Origin of the sequence: Candidatus Pelagibacter sp. Uisw_127, from assembly GCF_047722515.1 — a bacterium.
Lineage (GTDB): Bacteria > Pseudomonadota > Alphaproteobacteria > Pelagibacterales > Pelagibacteraceae > Pelagibacter.
Genome location: NZ_CP159815.1, coordinates 305,289 through 318,275, shown reverse-complemented (window position 1 = coordinate 318,275; position 12,987 = coordinate 305,289). Strand labels below are relative to the sequence as shown.

Annotated in this window: 14 protein-coding genes; 5 read left to right on the top strand and 9 right to left on the bottom strand. The window is 31.3% G+C overall.

All coding sequences use genetic code 11. The features are described from left to right. Positions 1-10: 10 nt before the first annotated feature. From ABXT65_RS01620 to ABXT65_RS01610, 3 genes are read left to right on the top strand one after another with little or no spacing between them, the layout of a single operon-like run. Positions 11-358, top strand: coding sequence for a cupin domain-containing protein (locus ABXT65_RS01620; RefSeq protein WP_415323759.1), 348 nt, complete (start codon positions 11-13; stop codon positions 356-358). A 49-nt stretch (positions 359-407) separates the two neighbouring features. Continuing rightward, on the top strand, positions 408-1,154 hold the full coding sequence (locus ABXT65_RS01615; protein WP_415323758.1) for an aspartate/glutamate racemase family protein: 747 nt from the start codon (positions 408-410) through the stop codon (positions 1,152-1,154). A 3-nt stretch (positions 1,155-1,157) separates the two neighbouring features. Then, complete coding sequence (locus ABXT65_RS01610; protein ID WP_415323757.1) at positions 1,158-1,598, top strand: hypothetical protein; 441 nt, start codon at positions 1,158-1,160, stop codon at positions 1,596-1,598. Here ABXT65_RS01610 and ABXT65_RS01605 read toward each other — a convergent pair. Further along, positions 1,588-1,902 (bottom strand): hypothetical protein, encoded by a 315-nt coding sequence (locus tag ABXT65_RS01605; protein ID WP_415323756.1) that lies wholly within the window; start codon positions 1,900-1,902, stop codon positions 1,588-1,590. The genes ABXT65_RS01610 and ABXT65_RS01605 overlap by 11 nt on opposite strands. Positions 1,903-2,013: 111 nt before the next feature. On the opposite strand from ABXT65_RS01605, the gene ABXT65_RS01600 reads away from it, so the two are divergent. Continuing rightward, on the top strand, positions 2,014-2,865 hold the full coding sequence (locus ABXT65_RS01600) for a DMT family transporter (protein WP_415323755.1): 852 nt from the start codon (positions 2,014-2,016) through the stop codon (positions 2,863-2,865). Between the two features lie 3 nt (positions 2,866-2,868). Here the strand turns inward: ABXT65_RS01600 and ABXT65_RS01595 are convergent, their stop codons facing one another. Genes ABXT65_RS01595 through ABXT65_RS01580 form a run of 4 tightly spaced genes read right to left on the bottom strand, consistent with a single transcriptional unit; the run spans position 2,869 to position 7,974 of the window. Continuing rightward, the gene (locus ABXT65_RS01595; protein ID WP_415323754.1) at positions 2,869-3,456 is read right to left on the bottom strand and encodes a sarcosine oxidase subunit gamma family protein; all 588 of its coding nucleotides are present in this window, start codon (positions 3,454-3,456) and stop codon (positions 2,869-2,871) included. Next, complete coding sequence (locus ABXT65_RS01590; protein ID WP_415323753.1) at positions 3,453-6,449, bottom strand: sarcosine oxidase subunit alpha family protein; 2,997 nt, start codon at positions 6,447-6,449, stop codon at positions 3,453-3,455. The genes ABXT65_RS01595 and ABXT65_RS01590 overlap by 4 nt, the downstream gene beginning before the upstream one ends. A gap of 1 nt (position 6,450) precedes the next feature. Beyond that, positions 6,451-6,717 (bottom strand): sarcosine oxidase subunit delta, encoded by a 267-nt coding sequence (locus ABXT65_RS01585; protein WP_415323752.1) that lies wholly within the window; start codon positions 6,715-6,717, stop codon positions 6,451-6,453. Continuing rightward, positions 6,718-7,974, bottom strand: a complete 1,257-nt coding sequence (locus tag ABXT65_RS01580) for a sarcosine oxidase subunit beta family protein (RefSeq protein ID WP_415323751.1) — start codon at positions 7,972-7,974, stop codon at positions 6,718-6,720. It lies immediately after the preceding gene. 130 nt (positions 7,975-8,104) lie between these two features. On the opposite strand from ABXT65_RS01580, the gene ABXT65_RS01575 reads away from it, so the two are divergent. Then, complete coding sequence (locus ABXT65_RS01575; RefSeq protein WP_415323750.1) at positions 8,105-9,790, top strand: formate--tetrahydrofolate ligase; 1,686 nt, start codon at positions 8,105-8,107, stop codon at positions 9,788-9,790. A 3-nt stretch (positions 9,791-9,793) separates the two neighbouring features. Here the strand turns inward: ABXT65_RS01575 and ABXT65_RS01570 are convergent, their stop codons facing one another. From ABXT65_RS01570 to ABXT65_RS01555, 4 genes are read right to left on the bottom strand one after another with little or no spacing between them, the layout of a single operon-like run. Next, on the bottom strand, positions 9,794-10,585 hold the full coding sequence (locus ABXT65_RS01570; RefSeq protein ID WP_415323749.1) for a glutamine amidotransferase-related protein: 792 nt from the start codon (positions 10,583-10,585) through the stop codon (positions 9,794-9,796). Next, on the bottom strand, positions 10,586-11,743 hold the full coding sequence (locus ABXT65_RS01565; protein WP_415323748.1) for an iron-containing alcohol dehydrogenase: 1,158 nt from the start codon (positions 11,741-11,743) through the stop codon (positions 10,586-10,588). After that, positions 11,744-11,944 carry a hypothetical protein gene (locus tag ABXT65_RS01560; RefSeq protein WP_415323747.1) on the bottom strand — a complete coding sequence of 67 codons (201 nt, stop codon included), beginning with the start codon at positions 11,942-11,944 and terminating at the stop codon, positions 11,744-11,746. It lies immediately after the preceding gene. After that, a complete protein-coding gene (locus tag ABXT65_RS01555) occupies positions 11,938-12,966 on the bottom strand; it encodes a 2-dehydropantoate 2-reductase N-terminal domain-containing protein (RefSeq protein WP_415323746.1) in 1,029 nt (342 codons plus the stop codon). Before ABXT65_RS01555 ends, ABXT65_RS01560 begins: the two co-directional genes overlap by 7 nt. Positions 12,967-12,987: the final 21 nt, after the last annotated feature.

Here is a 12,987-nt window from a genome sequence, read left to right as displayed (position 1 = left end):
TATATCAATTATGATTAAAAGAAAAATAACTAATCTATACGATGTTGAGTTTATTCCATTTGATAATTATGGTTCTCCAGTTCCAGGTATGTATTGGCATAAAATTAGCTATGATAAAAAAAATGGAGGGCAAGGTACATATATCTTAAAAATGAACTCAAATGCTAAAAGTCTACCTCATATGCATACCGGGTTTGAAGAGTTTTTAATGCTGGAAGGAGAGTTAATTGATCCTGATAATAAAGTTTTTAAAAAAGGTGATTTTGTAACGTTTGAACCAGGCTCAACTCATTCATCCTACACTAAAGATGGTTGCTTAATATTAGTTTTTATGAGAGGTATTAACCAACCATTGTGACAAAAATTTTAAACAAACTTTAAACAAAATTTAAAAGTACTCAATAATTATGATTGGAATTTTAGGTGGAATGGGAACACAAGCTGGGCTTGATTTTTGTAACAAGTTAGCCATGCTAAATAGAGGAAAGATTGATCAAGAATATCCCCTTTTCATTCTTTATAATAAATCCAATATACCAGGCAGACCAGAATCAATAGGTGTCCAAACTAGAACATTTTCAGCACTACCAAGAAGTTCTAAAAATATTACCAAGTACAAAAATGTTTTAAAAAGCTTACTTGAAGGCTGCAGATCACTAGAAAAAAGTGGGTGCAAGTTTATTGTTATACCCTGCAATACTGCTCATTATTGGTATGAAGATTTAAAAAGAAAAATTAAAATTCCAATCGTAAATATGCCTAAAGAAGTTTTTTTACATGCTAAAAAGATTTGCAAGAAGAGTACAAAAATTGGTCTTCTAGCAACAGAGGGTACTTTAAAAACAGAAATTTATGAAAAATTATTCAAGAATGAATATAGATTAATTAAACCTCCACATAATTTACAAATCAAATCTGTTAATAAAACTATTAAACATGTCAAAATGGGAAATATGAAATTAGCAGAAAAATCTATTAAGCCAGTAATAAATTATTTAATTAAGAATAATTGTAAGAAAATCATATTAGGATGTACTGAGCTGCCTATAGCAATTTTTGCATTTAAATCATTAAAAAATTCGAAAATATCAAAACTATATTTAGACCCAAATTTAATATTGGCTAATTCCTCAATGGCAAGATATAGAAAATAAAAAATGCTTTCTAAAACAAAAAAACCATACGTTATTCATATAGCTGAAATCATATATTCTTATGTTTCAATTATTAAACAAAAAAACTTAGATATTGAAACAAAAGAAGCTATTAATAAATTTATGGAAACTGAAGAGTTTAAAAAATTAAGTAATGGCACACTTCATGAAGAGTGGTTTAAAGAACTGAAAAAAAATAACTACCTAGATCAAGAAACAGGAAAAAAAATACCTGAAGAAACAATTAAACTTTTGAATATTCAGAAAGATGTGACCATAAAACAATTAATAAAAATACCAGCTCTTTACGAAGTAAAAAATAACACTTTAATCGAAGCATCTATGAGGGCACATCAATTTTTATGGCGTATGTGTGAGAGTTATGAACTTTGGTGTAAAGAAACAGATCAATCAGAACAGCTTTTGCTTAATATTACTGATTAGCTAAATTTAAAATTTTACTTTTTTTTTCAATTTGGCTTTTAACTAATACAAAAAATTCATCGTAACTCTCTTCTTTTTTTTCAATTACATTTTTTTTATTACTTGTAGAACTTTTAATATTTTCAGTTGGGGTTTTTTCAATTATTTTCTTTACAACTTTGCCAGAACCATAAGAGAGACCCGCATGATAGACACTTCCGGTGTTTGCCAATGTGTAAACTGGTCCTAAAAAAGCAGAACCTCCTGCACATCCATTAAGGAAACATCCAAAAAACAACCCAATAACTATTTTTTTTAAAATCATTTACTACCCTATATATTCTTTATGTATTTCTGAGTAAGAAACAAGGACGAAAGCGGCCAATTTGACTATTAATGCCTAATATTCTATTAAAATACATCTTATAAGTTGATTATGGTTAAAATTTTTCCATTTATTTTTATTATTTTGTGGTCCTCAGCGTTTGTTACGACAAAACCGATCATAGATAATAGTGATCCTTTTGCTGCATTGGCATTTAGGTTTTTTTTTGTAGCTTTAGGTTTTTTTATGTTTTCAATTTACACAAAACAAAAAATTTTAACCACTCATAAAAATCTTCTTCAATCTCTTTTTAGTGGAATTCTTTTTCATGGTGTTTACTTAGGGGGCGTTTTTTATTCGGTTTCAATTGGAATGCCGACAAGTATTGCAGCGTTAATTGTTACCTTGCAACCTATTTTAACTAATGCCTTAGCAGGAAAAATTTTGGATGAAAAAGTTTCTTTTAAACAATGGATCGGTGTGATCCTTGGATTTATAGGTGCCGCTTTAGTTTTAGGTTTTGATGTTGGGTCAAGTCTTCCTGTTTTTGGAGTGATAGCTTCCTTTATAGCTCTGTTAGCTATTACAACTTCTACCTTGTGGCAAAAAAAGATAAGTAATAATTTACCTTTATCAGTTAGCAATATGTATCAAGCAATGGGTGGTTGTTTTTTTCATATACTAGTTATTTTTATTTTTAGTGATACTTATATTAATTTTACACCTGCATTTCTGGTAGCAATGAGTCACCAAATATTTCTTGTATCTTTTGGTGCGTTTACAATTTTAATGATTTTAATTAAAAATAATTCAGCAAGTAAAACTGTTTCAATATTTTTCTTAATACCACCAACTACAGCCATAATGGCTTGGTTATTTTTAAATGAAAAATTAAATAATTTAGATCTAATTGGTTTTGCTGTAGCAACTCTTGGTGTTTATATTGCTACAAGGAAACAATAAATTTTAGATGCCTTTATAACCAAACTCTAGGCAAGCATCTGTAATAGAATGATATAAAGACTCACCAAAACTTCTAAGTGTAAATATTCTAACTTTGTCAGGATTATCATCTAACATATCTATCGTAACAGACATCCCATTATAAACTGAATTTAAACAATTACCTTTTTTAAACTCGTTAAAGTTAAAAGGGCATCCTTTTTTTAATATTTCTTTTGTATTTTTTCCTTCTATTTGAATTATTGCTCTACTTTGAGATAAATTAGTTATAGCAAAATCTGTTTCTTTTAATTTTTTATTAATTTCATTTAAAACTTCTTTTTTTGATGAAACTAAAAGCCAGTTACTTGGGCCATTCCATAAAATTCTTGTATTAACGTTACAGCTTATATTTAGAGTTTCATTTTTTAAGCTCAGATTATCTATCTTGATATTTTCAATAGCTGTTAAGGAGTTCTTATATTTAACAATTTGAATAATTTGAAAATCACTTAATTCACTTACTTTTAACAACTCATTATCATTTTTTCCTTCATGATCACCAAATAGTCCTTTGGTATGTTTATTTTTTAAAGCAGAAATTGAACTCATGATCTTACTCTTTCACCTTTTGGGTCTACGTAGTGTGACGAAACTATCTCCACCGGTATTGTTTTATTTTTTAAAGGTGACATTGCAAATAATTTTTGACCAATCATATTTTTTCCATCCTTAAGAATTGCCAATGAAAACGGATTGTCATATTCAACGCTCCAGCAAGACGCAGAAATATATCCTAATTTAGGATTTGGTATTGGAGCCATTGCATCTTTAACCAAATGAGATCCTTCAGGGATGCTTGTCTTTTTATCTATTGGAACAACACCTACTACTTTTTGTCTATCTTCTGCTATAAATGCCTCTCTATTTAAAGAACGCTTTCCTATAAAATCTTTCTTTTTACTGACTAGTCCTTCTAAGGAGTTATCATAAGGAATGGTTCTGCCATCAAGTTCTGATCCTGCAATGTGGCCCATTTCAATTCTTAAAGTTGATAATGCTTCAGTTCCGTATGGTTGAATTTTAAATTCTTGTCCTACTTCCATTATTTTTTCCCACATAAAGCTTCCATTGTCAGATTCGACATTAACCTCATAAGCAAGTTCTCCTGAAAATGAAATTCTAAAAATTCGTGCATGAACTCCAAATAAATTAGCTTCTTGATATCCCATAAAAGGTAAACCCTCATTAGAAGCATCAATATTTGGAAATAGTTTTTGTAATAAATCTCTAGATTTTGGTCCTGCTATCGCCGCTCCAGCCCATTGCTCTGTAGTTGAAACCACATTTACATTTAGTTCTGGCCATACAAGTTGTAAATAATACTCTAGATGAGATAAAACATTAGCTGCTTGTGCTGTTGTTGTTGTCATATGGTAATGGTTTTCAGAAATTCTCGTTGTTGTTCCATCATCCATGACAATTCCATCTTCTCTTAACATTACACCATACCTTGCTTTACCGACTGGCAATTTTAACCAAGCATTAGTATAAACTCGATTTAATAATTCTGCTGCATCAGGTCCTTTTATATCAATTTTACCTAAAGTAGTTACATCACATACACCCACATTTGTTCTAACATTTTTAGCTTCTCTTTTTGAACCTTCAAATAAAGTTTCTTCTCCAATTTTATAATATCTTGCTCTCACCCAAATACCCGCATCTACAAATACTGCATTATTTTTTTCATGCCAAGTGTGCATCGGTGATTTTCTTGTTGGTTTAGAATGTTTGCCAATTTCTCTTCCAACAATCGCACCAATAGTAACTGGTGTGTATGGAGGTCTAAAGGTTGTATGACCTACCTCTGGTACTATTTTATTTTCTATGCTTGAAACAAGTTGCAAACCGTTAAGATTACTTGTTTTTCCTTGGTCTGTGGCCATTCCTAGTGTTGTGTATCTTTTTACATGTTCTATAGATCGATAACCTTCCTTTAGTGCAATTTCTACATCAGAAACAGCTACATCATTTTGAAAATCTAAAAATCTTTTATATGTTTTTCCTTTGGGTAAAGGTACACACCAAAATTTATCATGTGTGGTAGATTTTTTTTCCATAACCGTTGGTGATGATGTTTTATTGTCATTATTGGTGATTTTTTTTGACAGTTCGTATCCACTTTCGAATGATTTTTTTAAAGTTTCTTCTAATGTGAAAGTTCCATTTGCAGCACCTAAGGTTGTTTCATTTTGTTTTGATAGTCCAGGCACAAATGCATCTATGTCCTTATTAAAAGTAGTTTTATTTCCTGATTGAGAAGCTAAGTGTATTGTTGGAGTCCAAAAGCCTGAAACACAAATACAATCACAATTAATATTTTCTAAAGTTCCTAAGTCATTTTTATTATCTGAGATTTTAGCAACTTCAGCAGATTTAACTTTTTTATATCCTTTAGCTGCAACAACTACGTAAGAAAATTTAATTTGAATATTTAATTTTTTTGCTTCATCTATTATTTCTGACTTAGGTTCTTTTCTTGTATCTAAAATAATTGGATCAACACCATTTTTTTTAAATTCTATAGCCGTTTCATATCCACTATCATTATTTGTAAATATTAAAGGTTTTTTACCGACTAAAACTCCATAAACTTTTAAGTATTCTTTTGCTGCAGAAGACAACATCACACCTGGTGTATCATTGTTTCCAAATACTAAAGGTCTTTCAATTGATCCTGATGAGATTAAAACTTCTTTTGCTCTAATATACCAAAGTCTTTGTTTTGAATTATATTTTTTAGTTTTAGGTAAGTGATCACTTAATTTTTCTAACATCACTAACATGTTGTGATCGTAGTAACCAAATACTTGAGATCTATTTTTAACAATAACATTGGGCATTTCTTTAAGCTCAAAAATAATATTTTCCGACCATTCTTTTCCTGTTTGGTTTCCAATATTAACTTCACTAGTTAACAAAGTTCCACCAAATCTAGGTTTGTCTTCGGCTAAAATTACTCTTGCTCCATTTTTAGCCGCAGCATATGCACTTGCTAAACCAGAGGGTCCTGAACCTGCAATTAGTAAATCACAATACTCATATTTATGTTCGTATCTTTCCTTATCATGTTCAATTGATGCAACCCCAAGTCCTGCTGCTTTTCTTATAAATGGTTCATAAACTTTGTACCAAAAACTTTTTGGCCACATAAACGTTTTGTAATAAAATCCTGCTGGAAGAAATACTTTTAATAAATTGTTAATAGCACCAATATCAAAATTAACACTTGGCCAACAATTAACGCTTGTTGCTTCCAAGCCTTCAAAGAGCTCTTGCTCTGTAGCTTTTACATTCGGTTCGGTTTCATTATTTCTGTATAATTGAACAATTGCGTATGGTTCATCTACTCCTGCACCAAAAAACCCTCTGGGTCTATGATATTTAAAGCTTCTTCCTATTAAATGAACTCCATTAGCAAGTAATGCTGAAGCTAAGGTGTCACCCTCATAACCAAAGTAAGTTACACCATTAAATTTAAATGAGATTTTTTTATCTCTATTTATTAATCCAATATTATCTAATCTATAATTTTGTGTCATATTAAATGTCTTCGTTAGCTTTAACTGTTTTAAATATTTCGTGAGTTGCGGTGTCTCTTTCTACTTTAATCCACTGTCTGCATCCTGATATATGTTGCCATAGCTCTTTGTGTTTTCCTCTTAAGCTTTTTCTAGTATAGACAAAATTATTCCAATCCTGATCTGAAACTTCCTTGTTAAGTTCTGGTCTTTTAACAGTTGCGTCACCACCATATGAAAATTCATTTTGAGATCTCATCCCACAGTGAGGGCATTTAATATGAAGCATTTATGAAATCCATGTTTTAGTTCCAAGTCCTTTTTCATCTAGTAAGTGACCTGTGTTAAACCTATTCAAACTGTATCCGGAATTTAATTTGTGAACTCTATCTTGTGCAATTGTATGTGCGAATGTCCATCCTGACGCGGGTGTCGCTTTAAACCCGCCATAACACCATCCACAGTTTAAATATAATCCTTCAATATGAGTTTTATCTATTATGGGCGAACCATCCATAGACATATCCATTATCCCACCCCAAGTTCTAAGCATTTTTAATTTACTAAGAAACGGCATCATTGCAATTCCTTCTGTTAAAACATGTTGAAGTGTAGGAAGATTTCCTCTTTGTGCATAACTATTATAACCATCTAAATCTCCTCCCATTACCATCTCACCTTTATCAGACTGACTTATGTAAAAATGACCCGCACCAAAAGTTACAACTCTATCTAAAACAGGTTTAACTGGCTCTGAAACACAAGCCTGTAAAAGGTGTGTCTCAACTGGTAATGTCATGTTTAATTTTTCTGCTAAAATATTTGTACTACCCGCAACACACAATCCAATTTTCTTAACTTTAATATCTCCACGAGAAGTTCTTACTCCTTGAATTTTTCCACTTACAACATCAAAACCTGTTACTTCACAATTTTGAATTATGTCAACTCCCATTGAGTCAGCTTGACGTGCATAACCCCAAGCTACAGCATCATGTCTAGCAGTTCCAGCACTAGGCTGCATTAATCCGCCAAAAATAGGAAATCTTACATTGTCTGAAAAATCTGCCATTGGAATAATTTCTTTTACCTCTTCTCTATTTAAAAGAACTGCATCAATACCATTTAAACGCATTGAGTTTCCTCTTCTGGTAAAAATATTCATTTGAGCGTCTGAGTGAGCAAGATTAATAATTCCTCTTGGAGAAAACATTACGTTATAATTTAAATCCTGACTCATCTTTCTCCATAAATCCATTCCAAACTCACTAAACATAGCATTGTCGTCGTACATATAATTGGATCTAATAATGGTTGTGTTTCTTCCCATGTTTCCACCGCCAAGCCACCCTTTTTCAATGATAGCTACATTTGTAATATTGTGCTCTTTTGCTAGATAATATGCGGTAGCTAAACCATGACCTCCACCACCAATAATAACAACATCGTATTCTTTTTTTGGAGTAGCATCTTTCCAGGCTAGGTCCCAATTTTGATGACCGGAAAAGGCATTCTTTATTAGGTTAAATATAGAATATTTTTGCATTTTTTAATTTTATATAAAGCAATATAAATAGATCTTATTTTTTTTATATCTATTTTTTAGAAGTTTTAAAAATTATGAAAAGAAGATATCAATCTGCCACGATATTAATTTAAATTTATAGGAGTTTTAGATGAGTGAAGTTAAGTCAGATATTCAAATAGCTAGAGAAGCAAAAATGCAACCTATAAATGATATTTTAGCGAAGATAAATGTGCCCGATGAAAGCACAGCATTTAGCCCTATGGGCAGACATATCGCAAAGATTAATTTAGAATATTTAGATACTTTAAAAGATAAGCCAGATGGTAAACTTATTTTAGTAACCGCTATTACACCTACGCCTGCTGGTGAGGGAAAAACTACTACCTCTGTTGGTTTAAATGATGGATTAAATAAGATAGGAAAAAAATCTATTGTATGTTTGAGAGAACCAAGTCTTGGTCCTTCTTTTGGAATGAAGGGTGGAGCTGCAGGTGGTGGATATGCTCAAGTAGTTCCAATGGAACAAATTAATTTACATTTTACTGGAGATTTTCACGCAATAACTTCAGCTCATAATTTATTGTCAGCTTTAATTGACAATCATATCTATTGGGGAAATAAATTAGACATAGATGTTAGACGTATTGTTTGGAAAAGAGTAATGGATATGAATGATCGTTCTTTAAGATCGATCAATATAAATTTAGGCGGTGTTGCGAATGGTTTTCCAAGAGAAGATGGTTTTGATATAACTGTTGCCTCTGAGATCATGGCAATTTTTTGCTTATCAAATGATTTAGAAGATTTAGAAAAAAGAATAGGAAATATTACAATTGCCTACACTAGAGATAAAAAACCTCTTTACGCAAAAGATTTAAAGGCTCAAGGTCCGATGACTGTATTATTAAAAGATGCAATCAGACCTAATGTTACTCAAACATTAGAAAACAACCCTGCAATTATTCATGGTGGTCCCTTTGCAAATATTGCACATGGTTGCAATTCTGTAATTGCAACAAAGACTGGATTAAAACTTGCTGACTATGTTGTAACAGAAGCAGGCTTTGGTGCTGACTTAGGTGCCGAAAAATTTCTTGATATCAAATGTAGGAAATCAAATTTAAAACCAAGCTGTGTTGTTATTGTTGCAACTATAAGGGCATTAAAAATGCATGGTGGTGTAGCTAAAGATGAACTAAAAACAGAAAACGTTGAAGCTTTAAAAAAAGGTTTAGTTAATCTTCAAAGACATATTGAAAATGTTAAAAAATTTAATCTACCTGTTGCAGTAGCTGTTAATCATTTCATTAAAGATACTGATAATGAGGTGAAAACATTAATAGAATTTTGTGATGGAATTGGTGTTAAGGCCAGTCTTTGTACACACTGGGCAAATGGTGGTGAAGGAACGAAAGAATTAGCAAGCCATGTTGCTGAATTATGTGAAAAAAGTAATAGTAAATTCAAGTTTTTATATGAAAGTAAAACACCACTATTTAAAAAGATAGAAACAATTGCAAAAGAGATTTACAGGGCAGATGAGGTTATTGCTGATACTAAAATTAGAGATCAATTAAAAGGCTTTGAAGAAGCTGGTTATGGAGATTTCCCAATTTGTATTGCGAAAACTCAGTACAGTTTTTCAACAGATCCAAGCTTAAAAGGTGCACCAACAGGTTATGTTTTGCCGATTAGGGAAATTAAACTTTCTTCTGGGGCAGAATTTATCGTTGTTATTTGTGGGGCTGTTATGACTATGCCTGGACTACCAAGGGTTCCAGCAGCAGACTCTATTAAACTAAATAAAGATGGCGAAATTGAAGGTCTATTTTAAAAATTAGTTAATTATATTAAGCCAATTTCTTAATTCTAGCATTCTAGAATCTTTTTTTGAAATTTTAATCTCTTCTTCAATAAAGTTAATGTGGTTATTAATTTCTTCTTCGTCTTTGAATCTATTTCTTTTTTTGATTAAAGCATCTTTTCTAAATTTAATAATATTTATCATTTTTTTATAAGTAATTTCAGGGTGATACTGCAAACCCCAAATTTCACTAACACCACTTTTAAAATTAAGACCTTGTATTTTATTAATTTTATTTGATGCCAGGTGAATTGCTTCTGTTGGAGTAGTGACAACTTCATCAAAATTAAATGCAGGAGTGTTAAATTTATTACTTTTATCTTTGTAGAGTGGGTTATTTAAACCTTCATTGGTTAGCTCAATATTATTTGCGATTCCAATATGTGAACCATTAACTCCCTTTTTAACCTCACCACCAGCTGCTGTTACAGCAACTTGCATACCCCAACAGATTGCTAATATTTTCTTTACACTTTTAAAACACTCTTTCATAAAATAAATTTGTCTTCTTATTTCTGGAGTATCATTATAAATATTTAAACTACTACCTCCCCAAATTAACCCATCATATTTTTTTAATTTTGGAATAACATCATTTAAATTTAATTCCAAGCAGGGATTTAAAATATCTATTTTCAAATTTTTATTATAATAGGCAAGGCTTTCTTTTAAACTTTCTGTGTGTGTCGGTATTCCAACATCCTGAAAAATTTTTCCTTCTTCAGGAGTATTCCCTTCACAAATTAAAATATTAAAATCTTTCATTTAAAATAACGTTCCAGAAATACTGTGTTGATACATAGTTCTCATATCTTCTTTAGTTAATTTTTTTGGATTTCCATTTGTAGATGGATCATCAAATGCCATTTTTGAAAGTTTATCTAAATCTATCTTCTCTTCATCAATAACATCGGATAGTTTATGAGGTATGTTAAATTCTTCTCTAAGATCCATAACCCATTTTATAAAGCTATCAAAAGATTTTTCTAAACCAAGATAATCACATATAGAAATTATTCTTTCTGAGATTTCATTTTTATTAAACGTTAAAACATAAGGCATAAAAATAGCATTCGATAAACCGTGATGAATATTGAATTGAGCATTTACCGGATGACTTAAGGAATGAATGGCTCCCAATCCTTTTTGAAATGCTGTAGACCCCATACTTGCTGCAGCCAACATGTCAGTTCTTGCTTTAATATTTTTCCCATCTTTAACTGCTAATGATAAAGAATTTTTTATTAATCTCATGCCTTCCAATGCAATACCGTCTGCCATTGGATGAAATCCTGGCGCACAAAATGCTTCTAAGTTATGAGCTAGGGCGTCCATTCCGGTTGCCGCAGTAATTCTAGGTGGTAAATCAATTGTTAATAGTGGGTCCAAAATGACAATTGTAGGCATAAATTTTGGGTGAAAGATTATTTTTTTTACACCCGTCGTCTCATTAACTATTGCAGAAGCCCTACCAGTTTCAGACCCTGTGCCTGCAGTTGTTGGTATTGCAATAATCGGTGAAATTTTATTCTCATCTGCCCTTTTCCAATGATCTCCAACATCTTCAAAATCCCATAATGGTCTTGTTTGACCACACATAAAGGCAATTCCCTTTCCAATATCGAGGGCACTACCGCCACCAAAAGCTATAACACCATCACATTGATGTTTGTTATAAAGCTCAACACCTTCCATAATATTTTTTCCAAAAGGATTTCCTGAAAAGTTAGAGAAAACACTTAAATGTTTAAAAACTTTTTTGAGATTATTGATTGTTTTAATTGTCATTGGCAAAGTAACCAAATCTTTATCTGTAACAAATAATGGATTCTTAATTTTTGCTACTAAACAAGCCTCTGGAAGATCAGCCGATCTATCCTCTCCAGTCCAAACAGTTGTTGGATAATTCCAATTTGACTTCATCTATTTACTGATTTTATTTTTTTTAATTTCTTCTTCACAAAATTTTTTAGCTTCTTTGAGATCTGCTATTTTTGATTCAGACAATTTTTGACTTCCTGCAAGACAAGCATCGACTGCTCTTTTTAAATTATAATCACTAAAATTTAAGGTAACGACCATAGCTAATACTATAAAAAAAAATATTAATATATTTTTTACCATTTAATTTCTAATTTTTTATTTTCACAAATAGTTTTTATCATACTGAACATAAGTGGGAAGTGTTTTGAGTTAAGTTCTTGTAGAATCTTTGGGCCAATTTCTAAAGCAAGCTGCGCACCTTCAACTGTAACATTTTTCATAAATCTTTCTTTAGCTTCATTATAAAGATATCCTTCACCTAAATATTTACCCATTAAACTGTTTCTTCCCCCTATTGCGCTAACATATAGATCTCCAAGACCTGCTAAACCATAAACTGTGTCTGCTTTACCTCCGTAATGAGAAACAAATTCAACCATCTCAGAAATTGATCTATGAATTAATGAGGCCGATGTATTTAGATAATATTTAGACTGAATTTCTTTAGATGCTTTAGAGTTGCTTAATCCCTCAGAAGCCCCAATTAACATTGAATATATATTTTTAATTGCACCAGCTAATTCAACACCTGTTAGATCGTCAGATATTTCTGTTGAATAATAATCAGTTGATATAATTTTTTTTAATAACTCAGTTTCTTTAATATCTGGGTTCGCAATAACTGTGCCTGTCCTCATTTTATTTGCAAGACCAGCTGCTAAGCATGGTCCTTTAATTGCTGAAACATTTATTTCGGTATGACCTTTTTCTCTTAAAAGCTTTTTAATTTTATCCGAAAGTGTCATTAATTCGTTCTCTTCTATCGCTAAACCTTTTGTTAATAAAATAATAGGAAGATTTTTTTTATAGTTGTTTGCTATTTGGTGAACAAACCATTCGACTCCTATTGAGCTTACTCCAGCAACAATAATATCTACCCCCTCATCAAGAATTAGTTTTAATTTCTCAAACTTTTCTACTTTTAGTTGAGATGACAATTCTACGTTTAAAGCTGGATGAAGATTATTGTTTGATTTAATATTGTTTATTAAGTCATCTTCAAGGTGTGTACCAATGAGTGTTACATCATTTTTATTTTCTAGACATGGTACAGCGAATGCTGACCCCATAGCTCCAGCACCAATAATAATAATTTTTTTCATAATACAATATTTTTTTATATT